This is a genomic window from Ruegeria aquimaris, assembly GCF_025751555.1.
Classification (GTDB): Bacteria; Pseudomonadota; Alphaproteobacteria; order Rhodobacterales; family Rhodobacteraceae; genus Ruegeria_B; species Ruegeria_B aquimaris.
In genome coordinates, this window is the sequence record NZ_JAOWLB010000026.1 from 1 (window position 1) to 19,486 (window position 19,486).

The 19,486-nt window shown below is 65.2% G+C and carries 16 protein-coding genes and 1 pseudogene; 4 read left to right on the forward strand and 13 right to left on the reverse strand.

All coding sequences use genetic code 11. The features are described 5' to 3' along the window. Positions 1-137 precede the first annotated feature (137 nt). From OE747_RS24690 to OE747_RS22010, 3 genes and pseudogenes are all read left to right on the forward strand, one after another. Positions 138-194 (forward strand): annotated as a pseudogene (locus tag OE747_RS24690) (hypothetical protein); the annotation flags it as partial. Next, positions 195-773, forward strand: coding sequence for a calcium-binding protein (locus OE747_RS22005; RefSeq protein WP_404818351.1), 579 nt, complete (start codon positions 195-197; stop codon positions 771-773). An 849-nt stretch (positions 774-1,622) separates the two neighbouring features. Beyond that, positions 1,623-2,297: an ankyrin repeat domain-containing protein gene (locus OE747_RS22010; RefSeq protein ID WP_263830615.1), complete on the forward strand. Its 675-nt coding sequence runs from the start codon at positions 1,623-1,625 to the stop codon at positions 2,295-2,297. A gap of 16 nt (positions 2,298-2,313) precedes the next feature. Here the strand turns inward: OE747_RS22010 and OE747_RS22015 are convergent, their stop codons facing one another. The 8 genes from OE747_RS22015 to pdxR form a co-directional block, all read right to left on the reverse strand. Continuing rightward, positions 2,314-3,951, reverse strand: a complete 1,638-nt coding sequence (locus tag OE747_RS22015; RefSeq protein ID WP_263830616.1) for a GMC family oxidoreductase — start codon at positions 3,949-3,951, stop codon at positions 2,314-2,316. Positions 3,952-3,958: 7 nt separating this feature from the next. Next, the gene (locus tag OE747_RS22020; protein WP_263830617.1) at positions 3,959-5,251 is read right to left on the reverse strand and encodes an NAD(P)/FAD-dependent oxidoreductase; all 1,293 of its coding nucleotides are present in this window, start codon (positions 5,249-5,251) and stop codon (positions 3,959-3,961) included. A 107-nt stretch (positions 5,252-5,358) separates the two neighbouring features. Then, positions 5,359-6,186, reverse strand: a complete 828-nt coding sequence (locus OE747_RS22025; protein ID WP_263830618.1) for an ABC transporter permease — start codon at positions 6,184-6,186, stop codon at positions 5,359-5,361. Next, positions 6,186-7,070 (reverse strand): ABC transporter permease, encoded by an 885-nt coding sequence (locus OE747_RS22030; protein WP_263830619.1) that lies wholly within the window; start codon positions 7,068-7,070, stop codon positions 6,186-6,188. Before OE747_RS22030 ends, OE747_RS22025 begins: the two co-directional genes overlap by 1 nt. A gap of 1 nt (position 7,071) precedes the next feature. Next, complete coding sequence (locus OE747_RS22035; protein ID WP_263830620.1) at positions 7,072-8,160, reverse strand: ABC transporter ATP-binding protein; 1,089 nt, start codon at positions 8,158-8,160, stop codon at positions 7,072-7,074. 76 nt (positions 8,161-8,236) lie between these two features. Continuing rightward, complete coding sequence (locus OE747_RS22040; RefSeq protein WP_263830621.1) at positions 8,237-9,277, reverse strand: ABC transporter substrate-binding protein; 1,041 nt, start codon at positions 9,275-9,277, stop codon at positions 8,237-8,239. Positions 9,278-9,476: 199 nt separating this feature from the next. After that, entirely contained in the window at positions 9,477-10,784 is a 1,308-nt protein-coding gene (locus tag OE747_RS22045) for an NAD(P)/FAD-dependent oxidoreductase (RefSeq protein ID WP_263830622.1), read from the reverse strand. Between the two features lie 125 nt (positions 10,785-10,909). Next, entirely contained in the window at positions 10,910-12,385 is a 1,476-nt protein-coding gene (pdxR, locus tag OE747_RS22050) for a MocR-like pyridoxine biosynthesis transcription factor PdxR (RefSeq protein ID WP_263830623.1), read from the reverse strand. Between the two features lie 119 nt (positions 12,386-12,504). Between pdxR and OE747_RS22055 the strand changes: the two genes are divergently transcribed. Then, positions 12,505-13,608 carry a mandelate racemase/muconate lactonizing enzyme family protein gene (locus OE747_RS22055; protein ID WP_263830624.1) on the forward strand — a complete coding sequence of 368 codons (1,104 nt, stop codon included), beginning with the start codon at positions 12,505-12,507 and terminating at the stop codon, positions 13,606-13,608. Positions 13,609-13,614: 6 nt separating this feature from the next. Here OE747_RS22055 and OE747_RS22060 read toward each other — a convergent pair whose 3' ends face one another. The 5 genes from OE747_RS22060 to OE747_RS22080 are packed head-to-tail and all read right to left on the reverse strand — an operon-like array spanning position 13,615 to position 19,478. Next, positions 13,615-15,045: a C69 family dipeptidase gene (locus OE747_RS22060; protein ID WP_263830625.1), complete on the reverse strand. Its 1,431-nt coding sequence runs from the start codon at positions 15,043-15,045 to the stop codon at positions 13,615-13,617. After that, on the reverse strand, positions 15,042-16,652 hold the full coding sequence (locus OE747_RS22065) for an amidohydrolase (protein WP_263830626.1): 1,611 nt from the start codon (positions 16,650-16,652) through the stop codon (positions 15,042-15,044). The genes OE747_RS22060 and OE747_RS22065 overlap by 4 nt, the downstream gene beginning before the upstream one ends. Beyond that, entirely contained in the window at positions 16,649-17,632 is a 984-nt protein-coding gene (locus tag OE747_RS22070; protein WP_263830627.1) for an oligopeptide/dipeptide ABC transporter ATP-binding protein, read from the reverse strand. The genes OE747_RS22065 and OE747_RS22070 overlap by 4 nt, the downstream gene beginning before the upstream one ends. Then, positions 17,629-18,600, reverse strand: a complete 972-nt coding sequence (locus tag OE747_RS22075) for an ABC transporter ATP-binding protein (RefSeq protein WP_263830628.1) — start codon at positions 18,598-18,600, stop codon at positions 17,629-17,631. Before OE747_RS22075 ends, OE747_RS22070 begins: the two co-directional genes overlap by 4 nt. Beyond that, complete coding sequence (locus tag OE747_RS22080; protein WP_263830629.1) at positions 18,600-19,478, reverse strand: ABC transporter permease; 879 nt, start codon at positions 19,476-19,478, stop codon at positions 18,600-18,602. Before OE747_RS22080 ends, OE747_RS22075 begins: the two co-directional genes overlap by 1 nt. Between the last annotated feature and the right edge of the window lie 8 nt (positions 19,479-19,486).

Below are 19,486 nucleotides of genomic sequence, written 5' to 3' on the forward strand. Positions count from 1 at the left end.
AGGCGGATGTCGGCGCACAGATTTCGGTGGTGTTCACCTACACCGACAATTTCGGCACCAGTGAAAGCGTCACCAGCGCAGCCACCAGGCCGGTCACCGGCGGGTCGCTGACCTTGGTCGGGGGCATCTGACCCGACACGCTGGAAGGGGGCGAAGGCGATGATGACCTCTCGGGCCTGGGCGACAATGACGTTCTGCGCGGCTTTGGCGGCAACGACACGCTGCGCGGCGGTGATGGCGCCGACACGCTCAATGGCGGCGACGGTGACGACCTCATCCTCGGTGGCGACACGGCCTCGGATCTACGTGACGTGATCTTTGGCGGCGAAGGAAACGACAGCGTCGACGCAGGCTCTGGCAATGACCTGATCTTCGGTCAGGGCGGCAATGACACCATCGCCGGTGGCTTCGGCGTGGACGAAATCCAGGGCCAGGACGGCGATGACGTGATCACCGGCTCGGCCTTCTCTGACCTGGTGTTCGGCGGTGCGGGCAATGACTTCGTCAATGGTGGCTTCGGTCATGACCGGATAAATGGCGGCAGTGGTGCGGACAAGTTCTATCACCTGGGCATCTTCGATCATGGTTCTGACTGGGTGCAGGACTATAACGCCGCCGAGGGCGACGTGCTTTTCTTCGGCATCACCACTGCCTTCAGAGACGACTTCCTGGTTCAATTTGCCCACACCGCGAACGCCGAGGGCGAACGCTCCGGTGACGATGCGGTCGAGGAAGCCTTCATAACCTACCGGCCCACCGGACAGATCATGTGAGCGCTGGTCGATGGCGCCGGGCAATCCTCGGTCAACCTGCAAATCGGTTTAGAGGTGTTTAACCTTCTGGGCTTGTTGAGCCCGGACGACGTGGGCCTCTGATCCGCGCTACCAAACAGGCGTTTCGGCATTCGTGTCAAAACGCTCGCGCTGAAAACTGAGATCGTTTCAATATGATCGCGGCGGCTTACCCGGCGCCGCCGCGATCATAGCCAGTCGGATTAAAGGAGAAAGACGGCAGGCTTTTCAGATGTGGTAACCGGCGGGTCAGGCAGCTGCTTCGTCAACGGCGGCAGCGAGAGGATTTCTCGCAACTTGCGATACACCCACGATATCCGTTGATGGGCATCAGGTAACTTGTCCCTTTCGCTTCTCGACCGACCGTGGATGCAAGGTTTTTGACTCAGCGGCGGTCAATGTCTTTAGGCGGTGAGCGCGACTACACACTGACTGCACATGATTCTCACTAATATATTGTTATATATAGTTAATCTCAATCATCCATCATCGGGGCCACGCTCAAACGCGCTGCATCTTGTGCTTTATGTTTCAAAGCGTTAGCCTCGTTCTGCTTGCAAACCGACCGGGCGTGTTGTCCCCGAATTCCCGATGAATAAGCCGCACCTGCGACGGTTTGCGATTCTGGTTTCGCCCCATGTAGCACAACCGCACCGACAGAACACCGCCCCGGCCGTCCCGGCAATTCATGGCCGGGACAGCACGTGCTGCGAGGATCAACGGGCAACCTGTGTTATTCTCGGGGTCCGGATGCGACTGCAATGAACCCCGGAGGCATACGCGCCTCAACCGATCCGGCCAACCGCAAAGCAAAGACGAAAGGTCTCCATCATGTGCCGCCTTACCCTGATCGCCCTTCTTGCCTGCCTTGCCGGATCGCTATCGGCCCAAACTGCGCCTTCGGCGACCGAGGTGGCGGCCTATGACGGCTTGTTCCGCGCCGCACACAGGGGCGATGTTGCCGAGGTCAGGCGGTTGATCGCGGCTGGCGCCGATGTCGGCGCGCGCGACGGCAAAGGCCGGACACCGGCGCATGTGGCGGCGTTTGCGTCCCAAGACGACGCCCTCCGCGCCCTGGCCGAAGCGGGGGCGGACATGAACGCGCTGGAATATCAGGCCTATGACGTCGTGACCATCGCTGCGGTCGCCGACGACCCCGAGCTGATGTCGCTTGCGATAAGGCTTGGCAATGATCCGGGGCTGACGACCAGCCCCTATGACGGCACCGCCCTGATCGCGGCCGCGCATCTGGGGCATGTCGAGGTGGTGCAACGCCTGATCGCAGCGGGTGCGCCGCTTGACCATGTCAACAACCTGCACTGGACCGCCGTGATCGAAGCGGTGATCCTGGGCGATGGTGGCCCCGATCACCAGGCCGTGCTCGATGCGCTCTTGTCCGCTGGCGCCGACCGCACTCTGGCCGATCGCGACGGGGTCACACCTCTGGAACATGCCCGCGCACGCGGCATCGCCGAGATGGTTGAGCGTCTGCAACAGGAAGACTGAACGCACCCCGGCCCAATCAGGCAGGGGTCACACGCCCTGCCCCGCAATCCTCCAGGATCATGTCGGCGCCCTTTTCGCCGACCATGATCGCCGGGGCGTTAGTGTTGCCCGAGGTCAGCGTGGGAAAGATCGAGGCATCGACCACCCGCAGACCGCCGATACCGTGCACCCGCAACCGCGCATCCACCACGTCACGCGCCGCATCCGGCCCCATCCGGCAGGTGCTGACCGGGTGGAACACGGTTCCGGCCCGGTTACGGCAATCGGCGATCAGCTCCTCGTCCGAGCGGACATCCGGGCCGGGCAGCATCTCGGCCTCGATCAGGCGGGCCAGCGCCAGGGTCTCGGCCAGCCTCCGCAACAAATGCGCGCCCTCCAGCATCTCCTGGACGTCGATCTCGGTCGACAGGTAATTGGGATGGATCGCGGGATGTTCGGAAGGATCAGCCGAGCGGATTTCCAGATGCCCCCGGCTGGTGGGTCGGGTCGGCTGGGCGCTGAGCAGGAAGCCGGGGAACGGGTCGGGGTTCATCAGCGGCCGCTTGCCCGGCGGCGCCTTGGTATAGCTGACCGGGGAGAAGAACAGCTGCATGTTCGGACGATCCAGACCGGGACGCGAGCGCACAAAGCCACCCGCCTGGTTGACGCCCAGCGACAGTGGCCCGCGCCGGGTCAGAACATAGCGCAGCCCGTGCCACAGCTTGCCATACCACGGATGCAACTGGGTGTTCAGCGTCGGCACGCGGGAGCGGTAGAGATGGTCGATACACAGATGGTCCTGCAAGTTCCGCCCCACCCCGTCCAGCGCATGCACAACCTCGACCCCCTTGTCCTGCAACAGGCGGGCGGGGCCGACGCCCGACAGTTGCAGCAATTGCGGCGAGTTGATCGCGCCCCCGGACAGGATCACCTCGCGCCGGGCCCGCACGGTCTTGACCTGCCCATTCTGGCGATAGGATACACCCACCGCCTGCCTGCCCTCGAACAGCACCCGTTCGGCCAGCGCCCCCGTCTCGACACGCAGGTTCGCGCGTCGCAATACGGGGCGCAGATAGGCCCGCGCCGCCGACATCCGCATGCCCCCCTTGGCGGTGTTCTGATAGGTGCCGACCCCCTCTTGCGTGGCGCCGTTGAAATCGGGGTTGTGCGGAAATTGAAGCTCCCCGCCCGCCGCGATGAAATCCCGGCAGAGTGGGTGCAGATCCCGGTCCATGCTCGCCACATGCAGCGGGCCATTGTCGCCGCGAAAGGCGTCTCCACCCCGGTCATTGGTCTCGGACCGCCGGAAATAGGGTAGCACATCGTCCCAGCCCCAGCCCGGATTGCCCATCGCCTGCCACGCGTCGAAATCCTGCGCCTGTCCCCGGACATAGACCATCGCGTTGATCGAGCTTGACCCGCCCAGCACCTTGCCGCGCGGCCAATAGCTGACCCGCCCGTTCAGCGCCGGATCGGGTTCGGTATGGTACATCCAGTTGACGCTGGGCCGGTAAAAGGTCTTGCCATAGCCGATCGGCATCCAGATCCAGAAGTTCAGATCGCTGCCCCCCGCCTCGAGCAACAGCACCGTGAACCGGCCGTTCTCGCTCAGGCGGTTGGCCAGCACGCAGCCAGCCGACCCCGCACCCACGATGATGAAATCATAGTCCGACATGTTGCCCCTACCGGTTGACCCTGTCCAACAGGCGATAGGCCCCAATGGTCAGTGCCACGCCTGCGCTTCTGAGTGAATGAAACGGAATGGGCCGCACCGGCGTGACCGGGAAATCCAGCGCATCCTCGGGCACGCCCAGCACCCAATCCGCCAGAATGGTGCCCATCACCGTGGCATTGGCCACGCCCCGGCCATTAAAGCCCAGCCCCGCCATCACGTTCGGGCTCAACCGGTGCAGCCCGGGCAGGCTGTCGATCGTCATCGCCACGTCACCGCCCCAGGCATGCACCCAATCCGCCGCGCGCAGCTGGGGAAATAGCGCCTCCGCCGCCAGCCTCAACTCTTGCTGCCTGCGCCGCGTGCCCGCCTCGCCCCGCGCGCCGCGCCCGCCCATGACAAACCGCCCATCCGCCGTCTTGCGGTAATACTGGATCAGCCGCCGCGTATCGGTCGGCGCGTGGTCTTCGGGCAGGATCCCCCGGATCACATTGTCCGACAATGGCGCCGTGGCAACCTGGACCGAGGTTACCGGCACCACCGACCGGCCCAGCGCTCCACCTAAGGGGCCGGTATAGGCATTGGTGCAGACCAGCGCGCGGCGCGCCTTTACCTGGCCCCGTGCGGTGCGCACCGTCACCCCCGCACCTTCGTCCTCGAACCCGATGGCCCGGCTATGACCATGGAGCACCGCGCCGGCGCGGATTGCCGCATGCGCCAGTCCCAGCGCATAGTTTAAAGGATGGATATTGCCGCCGCGCCGGTCGATCACCCCGCCCAGATAAGCCTTGGCCCCGATCAGCCGCGCGGTTTCAGCCGCATCCAGATCGTCATAGTCGGCTCCGTGCGCCCGCCACTGGCGCGCGATCTCACGCAGCATGGCCAGTCCGCGCGTGTTGGTCGCCGTGCGCAGAAACCCGACCGGCCGCGCATCGCAGTGGATCCCGTGCCGCGCGATCAGGTCGAAGACCAGCCGCCCGCCATCGCCCCAGCGTGCCACCATGCGCCGCCCAAGGTCATCACCAAACCGCGCGACAAGGTCGTCCGGGTCGGGCTTCAGCGCTGGGTTCACCTGACCGCCATTGCGCCCCGATGCGCCCCAGCCCGGCGTCTCGGCCTCCAGTAGGACAACCTGCTGCCCCGCCTCGGCCAGATGCAACGCCGCCGACAGCCCGGTGAACCCGCCGCCGACAATCACCACATCCGCCTCCGTCTCGCTCGCCAGTGGCGGACAGTCCGGCGCGGCATCCGCGGTTGCGGTCCACAGACTGTCGGCCAGCGCCGCGCGTTCATTTTCGATCATTGCGTCATCCTGCACGAAGAGTGGCCACATCCGCCCTGACAAATCGACTCGCCAGCCGGGACCGGATCATGGATCGACCTTGCCACGAACCATCACCAACTGACCCATCATTTCGATTTCGTCTTCTGCTGTCCAAACACCTGCGCCAGCACCATCATCCCCGTCGTCACCAGGATCATGATGGTCGAGATCGACGCGATGGTCGGGTCGATCTGGTCGCGCAACGCGTTGAACATGTTGCGCGTCAGTGTCGGGTTGTCGCCGCCCGAGACGAACATCGCCACCACCACCTCGTCGAACGAAGTGAGAAAGGACAAGAGCGCACTCGTCACCACGGCAAAGCGGATCTGCGGCAGGGTCACGGTCAGAAACGCCTTCCACCGCGGCGCGCCCAGGCTGCGGGCGGCCGCCTCCTGGCTCATGTCGAAACTCTTCAGCGCCGAACCGGTGACGATCACCACCAGCGGCAGTGCCAGCACCGTATGCGCCAGCACCAGCCCGGTGATCGTATAGAGGATCTGAAGCTGCACATAGGCGTAGAAGGCCCCGATCGCGACCAGCACCACCGGCACCATCATCGGCGTGATCATCAGAACAAAGGCCGCGCGGACAAACCGGATTTTCGAGCAATGCAGGCCATAAGCCGCCAGAACGCCAATCGGTGTCGCCACCAGCATCGTCAGGAACGCCGCCTTGAACGAGGTCCGCGTTGCCAACATCCATTCCGGCGAGCCGAAGTAATGGTCGTACCAGCGCGTCGACCAGGTCTCGGGCGGAAACTCCAGATACTGGCTGTCCGAGAATGACATCGGCACGACGATCAGCGTGGGTGTCACCAGCAGCACCATGGTGATCACCGCAATGACGTAGAGCCACAGGCGCTGGCCGTGGGTGATCTGGGTTTCGGTCGCGGGGTTTCGGAACCAGCGCAGCATCAGTGCCCTCCCCCGGTCATCTTCTCGAGGTTCAGAAAACGCGATGCGATCCACAGGATCACCATCGTCGATACCAGGAGCACAACTCCCAACGCGCTGGCGGCCCCCCAGTTCACGAAAAGCTCGATGTTGGACACGATCTTCATCGACACCATGATCACCTTGCCGCCGCCCAGCACCGCCGGGGTGACAAAGAAGCCAAGGCAGAGGATGAACACCATCAGCGACCCGGCAAACAGACCCGGCAGGGTCAGCGGAAAGAACACCGTCCAGAAGGCCCGGCGCGGGCTGGCACCCAGGTTCGAGGCCGCCTTCATCAGGTCGCGGTCAATCGCCTTCATCGCGCCATAGACCGGCAGGATCAGGAAGGGCAGCATGATATGCACCATGCCAATCAGGGTACCGGTCATGTTGTGCACCATCTTGATCGGCTCGTCCCACAGACCCAGCGAGATCGCCCATTCGTTAACCAGCCCGCGTTTTTGCAGCAGCACCAGCCAGGCATAGGTGCGCACCAGAAGCGAGGTCCAGAACGGCAGCAGCACCGTGATCAGGCACAGGTTGGCGATCCGGTTCGGCAGGCCCGCGATGAAATAGGCCAGCGGATAGCCGATCAGGATACACAGGCCGGTGGTCAGGAAACTGACCTCGAACGTGGTCTGAAAGATGCGGGCATAAGATTTCCGCTTCAGCATCCGCTCGTAGTTTTCCAGCGAGAACGTGCCATCCGCCCCGATGAACGAGACATAGAACAGCCAGCCCACCGGAATGACCAGAATGACAAGGATGAGCAGGATCGCGGGCGAGCCGAGGCCAAAGAGCTTGAGCCGCTCCAGCCACTCGTCCCGCCTCAGCCCGGCCTCGTTGGTGCGTACCGCCTCCATCCTAGGCCTCGCCTCCGTCGATCAGCACCGTATCTTCGGGTGCCAGGCACAGGGTCAGCGCCTCGCCCACCGCTGGCAGGGCTGTGACGTTGGCGCCCCGCATGGCGCCCCGCAGCACAATCTGTGCGCCATCGGCCAGCGCCGCATGCAGCAGGAAACTGTCGCCCTGATAGACCACCTCGGTCGCGGTGGCGGCAAAGTTGTTGACCCCCTCGCGCGGCCCCTCGCGCGACAGCACCACCCGCTCGGGGCGGATCATCAACAGCAGGCTGGCGGCCTCGGGCGGCGGGCTGTCATGCATCAGAGGCGTGCCGTCGAACACTACCGTGTCGCCCTGGCGCGACACCGGAAGAAAGGTGGATTCACCGATAAAATCGGCCACGAAGCGGTTGGCGGGCCGCTCGTACAGGTCGCGCGGCGTGGCCAGCTGCATGATGCGGCCATGGTTCACCACGGCAATTCGGTCGGACATGGTCAGCGCTTCGCGCTGGTCATGGGTGACATAGACCGTGGTCATGCCCAGTTTCTCATGCAGGTGGCGCAGCTCGATCTGCATCTGGTCGCGCAGCTTCTTGTCCAACGCCGACAGCGGCTCGTCCATCAGCAGGATGCGCGGTTCGAACACGATGGCGCGGGCAACAGCCACGCGCTGGCGCTGGCCGCCCGACAACTGGTCGATACGGCGGGCTCCAAAGCCCCCCAATTGCACGGTATCCAGCGCCGCCTCGACGCGGGCGGCGATCTCGGCCTTGGGCACCTTGCGCAGCTTCAGCGGATAGCCCACATTGCCCGCCACCGTCATATGCGGAAACAGCGCATAGCTCTGAAACGTCATCCCCACATCACGTAAATGCGGCGGCGTGCGGATCACCTCGCGGTCGCCGAATTTCAGACTGCCGCAATCGGGCCGGGTGAACCCCGCCAGCACCATCAACAGTGTCGTCTTGCCCGATCCCGACGGGCCCAGCAGCGTCAGGAACTCGCCGCTGCGCACCTCGAGCGAGACGTCGTTCAGCGCATGCACCGGACCATAGGTCTTGGTCACGTTGCGGACCGAGATCGGCAGGGCTTCGTTGGTTCTGGAGGTCAAGACAAACCCTCGCAATCTTCGTTCGAGAAACAAGCGGGCGCCGCAGCGCCCGCCCTTGAATGGCAGGAAACCCGCCTCACTCGGTCAGCATTTCCTGATACATCTCGGCCGCGATGGTCTCCCACTTGGCGTACCAGTCCAGCGAGACCGGCAGCTGCATCGCCGCGTTATCCGGCGACGAGGGTAGACCCGCCGCCACATCCGCAGTTATCTCACCGGTTTCATAAGCCGCCTTGTTGGTCGGCCCATAGGTGATGTATTTCGGCAGATCGTCCTGGTACTCGGGTTTTGAGATCTCGTTGAGGAACATCATCGCCGTATCCCGGTTCGGCGCGCCCTTGGGCACCGCGAAACAGTCATAGTCGAGCAGCGCCTGGTTAAAGCTATAGGCCACCTTGGCGCCGTCCTTGGCAGCATTGTCGAACCGCCCGTTCCAGCCGGTGGTCATATCGACCTCGCCATCCTTCATCAGCTGCGCATGCTGTGCGCCAGAGGTCCAGAACACCGAGATATGCGGCTTCAGCTCGCGGATCTTGTCGATCGCGCGTTCGATCCCCTCTTCACTGTCAAGCACCGAATAGACATCGGCAGGCGCCACGCCATCGGCCATCAGCGCGCCCTCCAGTGCGCCCGCCACCTTGCCACGATAGGCGCGGCTGCCGGGGAATTTCTCGACATCCCAGAAATCGGCCCAGCTCTGTGGTCCGTTCTCGCCATAGGTATTGGTGTTCCAGGCATAGACGGTCGAGAACACGTCACCGCCGATGCAATAATCGGTGTAAAGACCGGGATAGAAGGTCGAGACGTCGATCACGTTGTAGTCGAGCTTCTCCAGCAGCCCTTCGGCCGCCGCCCGCGCCGCAGAACCCGAACCGCTGGCCACGATATCCAGCGTCACCTGCCCCGAGCTGACCTGAAGCCGCACATCGGACATGCCGCCATAGGTCTCCTGCTTGACCTCGATACCGGTATTGGCGGCGGCGGGTTCGAACAGGGCCTTGCTCTGCGCCTCCTGATACGAGCCGCCCCAGGACGCGATGGTCACGCTCTTGTCCTGCGCAAACGCGCCCGTCGCCATGACTGCGGCAGAGATCGTCAGAATTGTTCTCGTTTTCATTGGTTTCCTCCCTTTGGTGGTTTTCCGGGTCCTGCCCCGTCCAGATCGGCAGGCAGCGGGCAAGGCGCCCAAGTCGTCTTCCACCTGTCGCGATAGTGCGGGCACCAGCGGGACAAATGAAATTTCGAATCCTAAACCTTGGTTTCGATCCGTTAATACCGGGGCCAGTGCGGCACAGGCGCCGCCCTGCCCGGCCCGTTCAGGTCATGCGCAAAGCCTTTCGAAACTGTCGTTGATCCTTCCAGCGATACCAGGCCACCGCCGCAGGCAGGAACCAGGGCTTGCCGCGATAGAGGGGCCGGGTGGGAAAGGGCAGACCGTCGAGCGCGGTTTGTCCCTCGGCCAGGCCCAACACCTTTTGCCCCGCGCGCATGCCCAGATAGGGCGCCATCGACACGCCCGATCCGCAATAGCCCATGGCGAAATGAATACCGTCCTGCACCCCGGTATGGGCCAATTCGTCGAAGCTGTAGGCGACCGTACCGCTCCAGGCATGGCTCAGCGCGACGTTTTCCAACTGGGGAAAGATACGGCACATGTCCTGCCGCAGCCGGGCCGCCCCGGCCAGCGCCGTGGTTTCCGAGGCCGAGACACGCCCCCCGAACAGCACCCGCCGCCGGTCGGGCGAGGCGCGATAATAATAGACCACCTTGCAGGTGTCGCTGGCGATCCGGTCGCCGGGGAACAGTTCGTCAATGGTCGCTTCGGGCAGCTCCTCGGTGGCGATGATATAGCTGCCGATCGGGATCACCCGGCGCTGCAACCATGGCGTCAGCGCGGTGGTGTAACCATTGGTGGCGACGATCACATCGCGCGCCTCGACCACACCCTTGACGGTCTCGACCCGGAACCCTGTTCCGGAACGGGTGATCGCGCCAACCCGACACTGGCCCACCACCTCCACCCCGGCCCCGATAGCAAGGCGCAGCAATTCGCGGTGAAACTTGCCCGGATGCAGCGAGCAATGCGCAGAAAACACCACGCCGCCGAAATAGGCATCGGTGCCCAATTGGCGGCGCTGCTCGGATCGCGGCACGGCAAAGCTTTCGATGCCTTCCTGCTGGCGCAGCTTCTCGGCATCGCGCGCCAAATCCTCGTAATGGCCCGGCGTATGCGCCGCATGAAACCGCCCGACCCGGCGGAAATCGCAGTCGAGTCCCTCGCGGGAAACAAACTCGCCGATCCAGCGCAGCGCATTGGCACCCTCGGCCCGGATGCCCCGCGCCCGCTCCAACCCGAATTTCGCGGTCAGCTTTTCCAGCGAAGGTTTCACGCTTGTGCTGATCTGGCCGCCATTGCGGCTGCTGCACCCATAGCCCGGATCCTCGGCATCCACGACCAGCGTCGAGCGACCGCCGCGCGCCGTGGTCAGCGCCGCGCTCAGCCCGGTATAGCCCGCGCCGACGATCAGCACATCGACCTTGGCCGATGGCCGGTCCGGCAAGGTCGGCATGGCGCCGACCTGATCGTGCCAGAATGGCGTCTGCCTGATGCTCGAAAGTGGCATTTGCTCGACCGCGATGCTCCCTTCAGCCGCGGCAGGACATGCCCCACCCGCTGGCCTCGACGGAAACGCTAGGGCAGTATTGGCACACAATTCATATCCAATATCACAAAAACGTCATACCAATTCTAACGCAGGGCCGGCAACTCGCGCAGGATGCTCATGCCGCGCACGATATCCTCGGGCGCAGCACAGCCAAAGCCAAAGACAAGACCGGATTGCAAAATTGGCGACAGACAATAGCGCCCCAGCGGCGCCAGGGTCACCCCCTGCTCGGCCGCCTGCGCAACCACCTCTGCCTCGTCCACGCCTGCGCTCAGAAAAGCGGGCGTGTGAAACCCGCTGGTCGTTTCTTGCAGGCGGATGCTGTCGGGCAGGTCGCGCGCGGCCTCCAGCAAGGCCTCGTAACGCGCCTTGTAAAGCTGCCGCATCAGCCGGATATGGGTGGCGAAATGCCCCTCGTCCATGAACTCGGCCACGATCGCCTGTGTCGCAGTCGACGGCCCGCTGGCCCAGGTATTGAAAATGCCATCAAAGGCCGCGACCATCCGCTCGGGCACCAGCACAAACCCCAGCCGCAGCGACGGGAATAGCGATTTCGAGAAGGTGCCGACATAGAGAACCCGCCCATTGGCGTCGATACTGTGCAGCGCCGGGCGCGGCGCGTTACCAAAGTAGAACTCGCCGTCATAGTCATCCTCGATGATCAGCGCCTGCGCCTGTTCGGCGGCCTGCAACAGCTCCAGCCGCCGGGGCAGCGACATGACATGACCCAGCGGCTGCTGGTGCGAGGGCGTGACAAAGGCCAGCCGGAAATGCGGCGCCTTGGCCAACCCGTCAGACACCACCATGCCCTGCGCATCCACATCCACAGGCACCAGTTCGGCCCCTTCGGACAACAGCGCATTGCGCGCGCCCGAGGCGCCGGGGTTCTCCATCCAGACCCGGTCACCCGGATTGAGCAAGAGCCGCCCGATCAGCGAAAACGCATGTTGCGCGCCCGAGGTGATGAACACCTGCTCGGGGTCACAGCGGATGCCCTTGAGCGCGCTCAGATGGGTGGCAATCGCCCGGCGCAGTGCGGCCAGTCCCTTGGGCTGACCATAGCCCATGACGTCGCCGCGCCCGCCCCGCAGGTGCCGCGCCGACAGCCGTGCCCAATGCGCCATCGGAAAGGCATCGAGCGCCGGCAGCGCGGTGACAAAGGCGCGCGGCTTGTGCGGCAACCACGCGCGCTGGGCATAGGCGCCCTGCGCGTGGCTGATGACATAAGACAGCCTGGGCTCGCGACCGGCACTGACCGCCCCCTGACTGGGGGCGGTTACGCTCTGGTCCTCCAGTGTTTCGCTGACATATGTCCCCGCCCCGATGCGCGACACCAGCATGCCTTCGGCCACCAGCCGGTCGATGGCGTCGATCACCGTTGTGCGCGACACGCCCACCTCCTTGGCCAGCGTCCGGGTCGCCGGCAGCCGCTCACCCGCGCGCAGGGCGCCCGACAGGATCATGTCGCGCAGCGCCATGTAGAGCTGAACGCTGACACTGCGCCTGAGCGTCCGGTCCAGCCGGATCGAGGACAGCAAGGCGCCTGCGGCATGTTTCACGGGCAGCCCCCTTAATTGGTCTGGCGAAAATGTCGAAATGGATATACCTGCCAGCCCGATTTTTCTCCAGCCTTTTTACAACACCCGTCCGCCCCGGTCGGCCAAACCCGGAAAATCACATGAAGCTTGCCAAACTCGAAACCTTCTCCACCCCATATGTCTGCTTCGTCCGGGCCACCGCCGAGGACGGCGCGCAGGGCTGGGGGCAAGTGGCGCCCTACTACGCCGACATCACCGCGCAGGTGCTGCACCGGCAGGTCGCGCCCTACGCGCTGGGGATGGACTGCACAGAGATCGACGCCATGCTCGACATCGTGCGCGACCGCGAGCACAAGTTCCCGGGCTCGTACCTGCGCCGGGCGATGGGCGGGGTCGACACCGCGCTCTGGGACATGCACGGGCGGCGCGCGGGCAAACCGGTCTGCGAACTGATCGGCGGCACGCCCGGACCGGTGCGCGCCTATGGCTCGTCGATGAAACGCGACATCACGCCGGTGGACGAGGCCGCGCGGCTTGCGCGCCTCCGCGACGAACTGGGCTTTGACGCCTTCAAATTCCGTATCGGCGCCGAGGTCGGCCGCGACCAGGATGAATGGCCCGGCCGCACCGAAGAGATCGTGCCGACCATGCGCCGCGCCATGGGCGACGATGTGGCGCTGCTCGTCGATGCCAATTCCTGCTACTCCCCCCCCCGCGCCATCGAGGTCGGGCGGATGCTGGAACAGCACGGCATCTCGCATTACGAGGAACCCTGCCCCTATTGGGAGTTTGAGCAGACCCGCGAAGTGACCGAGGCGCTCGACATCGACGTCACCGGCGGCGAGCAGGACTGCATGATGGAGCGCTGGCAGACGATGATCCGCGACCGTGTGGTCGACGTACTCCAGCCCGACATCTGCTACATCGGCGGCATTGCGCGCACCCTGCGCGTGGCCCGCATGGCCGAGGCTTCCGGGATGCCGATTACGCCGCACGCGGCCAACCTGTCGATGGTGACGCTTTTCACCATGCACCTCTTGCGCGCGATCCCCAATGCCGGGAAATACCTGGAGTTTTCGATCGAGGGACTGGATTACTATCCCTGGCAACAGGGGCTGTTCCTGTCCGATCCCTATGTCATCACCGATGGTCAGGCCACGGTCACCAACGCCCCCGGCTGGGGGGTCGAGATCAACCCCGACTGGCTGGACCGTTCTGCCTATCAGGTCAGCGAAATGCCCTGACCGCGGTCACCAGATCTGCCCGAACCCCGCCGGACGGTCGGGCGCCGGGTGCGGCCCCACGTCCGTCAGTTGTGCCGCCAGCCCCGCCGCCAGATCGCGCACCAGCGCCAGCGCGGCGCTCAGTTCATTGTTGGCAAAGCTCTCAAGGACCTTCATAACCTCTGCCGCGCAACCGCCCTCCACAGCCAGTTCCGCCACCTTCAGATGCGCCGCGACCAACGCGTCTAGACGCGCCTCGCGGCGGGCAAAGGCGCCGTGCACCGGCGCCAGCGCACCTTCACCTGTCAACTGCATCAGGTACATCAACCGCTTGCAGTCCTGGAACGCCCCGACCGTGGTCTCATGCCGCTGCGGCACCAGCGATACCGTGTCCCTGCCGCCGCTCACCGCCTTGCGCAGGTCCATGAACCGATGCGACTCGCCCGTGGTCAGATAGCGGTGCGGCCCGAATTCCGCCGGGATACTTTCCTGCCCCAGGAACACCGGCGAAAACGGCGCCGCCAGCGCGCCGCAGGCAGCGTGCCACATAGGCACCAGCCCGGGGTTTGCTGTACGCACCAGCGGCACCACCTGGCCGTATCCCGCCGTGTCCCCGGTCAATCTCTCGGTGCGGACGGCCCAGATCATATCCTCCAGCCCGATCTTCTCGGGCCGGACGGCGCGTGCCTGCATCTCCGCCTCGATCCAGCGGATACCCTCCCAACGCCCCTTGCCGTCGCCATAGATCGCATTTGCATCAAACGGCCCCTGGTCGTACCAACCCTGCTCACGCGCAAAGCTGACAAAATTCGGCGACCACAGGAAATCTGGGTGAGCGGGTTCATGCACCGGCACCTCCAACACATAACCCGGGCGCGAGGCGCGTATGCTGTCGGGCCCCAGCCGCTCGGCCACCCACAGCCCCTGCCCGCCCGCGAACTGGATCATCACCCAGGCCTCGTCGGCATCGGCAAAGAGATGCGAGTTGCCGCCATAGCTGGCCTCGCCATGTTCCGCGATCAGCGCCGCACAGAGTTCTACCGCCCCACGCGCGCTGGTGGCGCGCTCCAGCACCGTGCGCGCCAGATCGCTATAGGTGAACCCGCGCTGGTCCCGGGGCGTCATCTCGCGCAGTTCGGCCCGCGAGGTCGACCAGACATCGCGCACCGCAACGCCCGCTGCGTTAACCCCGCCATTGGTGATTGGCGCCGGAACGCCCAGGTAATAGGAATAGCTCACCCGCATATGGCGCAGCGTTTGCGCCGCCTGCGGCACCGCGATGCGCTGCCCCGGCATGTCGGCGCCCGGCCCGACGCCCACCTCGATGGTCGCGCCCTCCGGGTGATCGGCGGCCGGCACGATCTCCAGCCAGTGCGACGATGGTTCATCGCCATAGCCTGCCAGCCAGGCATGCCCCGTCCGGCTGTGGTTCCGTCCCACATAGATTGCATAGCTCACGCCGGTTCTCCAACCTTTGGCCGGTGGCACAGGTACACCCGCTCCCCCCGCCGCCATGTTTCGCTGACCCCGATCGCACCAATGGTTTCGGGCCGTTCCAACGGGTTATCGTCCAGAATGACCAGATCCGCCAGCTTGCCCACCTCGATCGAGCCGCGCTCGTGCTCGCGGAACACCTGCCAGGCGGCGTCGATCGTGTGGGCCCGCAGCGCGGTCATCACATCCACCCGCTGTTCCGGCCCCAGCACCCGGCCCGACCGGCTGCGCCGATTGACCGTCGTCTCGACCAGCCGCAAGGGCCGCGTCGGCGTCACCGAAGCGTCGTTATGGATGGTGAACCGCACCCCTTCCGCCTTGGCCCACCCGGTGGGAGAGATATGCACTGCCCGCGCGGGCCCTAGGATCTCGTCGTGATGCTGGTCGCCCCAGACCTCGACATGCGCCGGAAAGAAGCTCACCGTCACACCCAGCGCGACACAGCGCGCCAGCTGGTCGCGCCGCATCACCTGGCCGTGGATGATCGTGTGCCGGTGATCGGCGCGCGGATGCTCGGCCAGCGCCGCCGCCACCGCATCCAGGAACATGTCCGAGGCCGCATCGCCATTGCAATGGGTATGGATCTGGAACCCCAGCCGGTGCAGCCTGCACACCTCGGCCATCAGGGCATCGCGGTCGATATAGGCCAGCCCGTACTCGTCGCTGCCCAGATACGGCTCGGTCAAAAGCGCGGTGCGCATCAGGAAAGACCCATCCGCCAGCAGCTTGCGCGGCCCCAGCGCAATCGCCCCGTTGCCCGGCCACTGCGCGCCCAGCCCTTCACGCGAAAACGCGGGCTCGATCTCGGCCACCGGCAGCAGGATCAGGTCGATCCCCGGATCGCCGCCCGCAGCCACACCGGCAAAAAGCTCCAAGAGCGGTAAAGCCGTCCAGGCATTCTGCGCCAGCGTCACCCCCTGCGCCAGGTACTCCGCCCGCGCCGCCGCGAAACTGCGCGCGAAGGCATCCGCATCCAGCAGGAAATGCGTATCCCCCATCTCGCCCATCGCCGACAGGCCCTCGATCCCGCCGGTCAGACGCCCGGACCCGTCGCGCAGGTACCGCCCGCCCTCGGGGTCGGGTGTGCCCTCGCCGATCCCCTGCCGCATCAGCGCCGCCGAATTGGCCGCCCCGCAATGGCCCGAGGCATGGATGACCCAGATCGGGTGGTCGCGCGACACCGTGTCCAGCTCGTCGCGCGTCGGCAACCGCCGCTCGGCCAGCCGGCTTTCGTCCAGCGCCGCGCCCATCACCCAGTCGCCCACCGGTGTCCGCGCCACCCGGGCCGCGAGCCGGTGAAACACCTCCGCCAGATCGACGCTTTCGGACAAATCGGCCCGCAACAGGCGCACCATCGCCGAATCCGGGAAATGCCCGTGCGGATCGATGAACGCCGGCAGCAACGTGCGCCCGGCCAGATCGTGTTGCACCGCCTCGGGCAGGCTGCGGCGCAGCGCCTCCAGCGACCCGGTGGCAACGATCCGGTCGCCCCGGATCGCCACCGCTTCGGGCCGGGTATCGCTGGCATCCATGCTCAGGATCGGGCCACCGGCAAAGATCACCCCGGTCATGACGCGGCCGCCGCTGTGTCCCAGCCCGCCGGGAAATGGCACCGATGCGCCCCGCCCTTCGCCGCCTGCCAGCGCGGCACCTCGGTCGCGCAGCGCGGCTGCGCAAACGGGCAACGGGTGTGAAACTCGCAGCCCTTCGGCCGCCGCAGGATGCTCGGCGGCTCGCCCTGCAACTCGACCCGCATCAGCTGCGCGTCGGGGTCCGGTTCCGGGTTCGCCGCCAACAACGCGAGCGTATAGGGGTGCTGCGGCTTGGCGAATACCGCCTCGGTCTCGCCCTCCTCAACCAGCTTGCCCAGGTACATGATCCCCACCCGGTCGGTGATATGGCGCACCACGTTCAGGTTGTGGGTGATGATCATGATCGCCAGCCCCAGCTCGTCCTGAAGCCGGGCCAGCAGGTTCAGCATCTCGCCCTGGATCGACACATCGAGTCCCGCCGTCGGCTCGTCCGCGATCAGCAGTTTCGGGCTCAGCGCCAGCGCCCGCGCCACGCCCACGCGACGTGCCTGCCCGCCCGAGATCTGATAGGGATAGCGCGCCGCAAACTCCGGCGGCAGGCCGACCATGGCCAACAATCGCCGCGCCTCCGCATCCAGATCGCGCTCGCGCATCCCCTGGATACGGAACGGCTCGGTGATCAGAGACTTGACCGACAATCGCGGCGACAGCGAGCCGATCGGATCCTGGAACATCATCACGATCTCGCGCCGCAGCGGCCGGAACGCGCCCTCGGCCAGCCCGCGCAACTCCTGCCCGCGATAGAGGATCGAGCCTTCGCTGGCATGGTGCAGCCCCGCCACCGCGCGCGCCAGCGTGGTCTTACCCGAGCCGCTCTCGCCAACGATGCCATAGGTCTTGCCCTCCTCGACATTCAGGCTGACGCCCGACACAGCATCAATGCTCCCGGCCGAGGAGAACACAGCGCCCCTGACCCGGAACCGCACCACGACATCGCGGATCTCAAGCAGCGCGTTCATGCGGTTTCCCTTTCCGTGATCAGGTGACAGGCGGCGCGGTGGCCGTCTCCAGCCAGGGCCATCGTCGGGCGCGCGGCACAGGCCGCATGGCGCCTCTCGCAGCGGTCGGCAAAGATGCAGCCGCCCGGCAGGTTGACCAGATCGGGGATGTTGCCGGGAATGGTCGGCAACGCCCGGGTCTTCACCTTGATATGGCCCGGATCGCACTCCAGCAGCGCCCGCGTATAGGGATGCGCCGGGGCATGGAACACATCGCGCACCGAACCGGTCTCCACCACCTCGCCCGCATACATCACCACCACCTCGTCACAAAGCTCGGCAATCACCCCCAGATGGTGCGAGATGAACAGAACGCCGCATCCGATCTCGTCCTGCAACTCCCGCAGCCGCTTGATGATTTGCACCTCCAGCGTCGCATCCAGTGCCGTGGTCGGCTCATCCGCGATCAACAGTGCCGGTTTCGCCATCAGCGCCATAGCAATGGCGATCCGCTGCCGCATCCCGCCCGAAAACTCGAACGGATACTGGTTCAGCCGCGCCTCAGGGTCAGGAATGCCCACCAGCGCCAGCATCCGTTCGGCGCGCTGCCGCTTCTCGGCCCGGCTCAGCCGCTCGCGGTACTGGATGTCCATCATCTGCCGCCCCACGGTCAGAACAGGGTTGTGGGTCTGCATCGGATCCTGAAACACCATCGAGATCTGCGTCCCCCGCAGCGCGCGCATCTGCGCCTCGGTCTCGGCCAGCAGGTCACGCCCCTGAAACCGCACCTCGCCCGCACCGACCCGCGCATTGGGTGCCATCAGCCGGATGATCGCCGAGATCAGCGTGGACTTGCCACAGCCCGACTCCCCCACGATCCCCACGATCTTGCCCTCGGGCACCATCATCGACACGTCGCGCAAGGCCCGCAACTCGCCGCGCGGCGTGCTGTATCCAACCGACAGGCCACGAATGTCCAGAACCGCCATCACTTGCCCCCCTTGCCGCGCAGTTTCGGATCGACCACATCCCGCAACGCCTCGCCCAGAAAGGTGAAGCCGACCGTGGTCAGAATGAGCGGGATGCCCCCCGCGATGATCAGCCAGGGTGTGTTGCGGATCAGGTTGTAGCCATCGTTCAAGAGCGAACCCCAGGACGGCGTCGGCGGCTTCACCCCCATGCCGAGAAAGGACAGACCCGCCTCCAGCCCCACCACCGTGGGGATATCCATCGCCGCCAGCACCGCCAGCGGGCCCAGCACGTTGGGCAGCAGATGCACGCCCATGATCCGCGCGGTCGAGGCGCCCAGCGCCCGCTCGGCGGTGATGAACTCGGCCTCGCGCAGCGATTGCGTCAGCGTCCGTACCACCCGGCCATAGGTCGGGATCGAGGTCACCATGATCACCAGAATGACGGTATTCAGGCTCGGCCCCACCAGCGCCACCACCGCCAGCGCGAACATCACGGTTGGAAATGACCGGATGGTGTCGAACAAAAGCACGATCAGGTTGTCCAGCCATCGCGGCCCATAGCCCGCGATCATCCCCAGGAGCAGTCCAAAGAATATCGCCCCGCCGATGGTCGGCAGCGCCACCTGCAAGGCCACGCGTCCGCCCCAGATTACTCGCGAGAACGTATCGCGCCCCAGCTGGTCGGTGCCCATCAGATGCGCCGCACTCGGCCCCTGCAACCGGTCGGGTACGTTGAGCGCGACAGGGTCATAAGGCGCGATCCAGGGCGCCAGCACCGCCGAGGCCAGGATCGCCAGCACGATGATCAACCCGGCCAGCCCCAGCGGATCGCGCACCAGATGATACAGGATCTCTCCCAATTCGGACCGGGGTTTGGGCAAACTTGCGTCGGTCATGTCCGTTC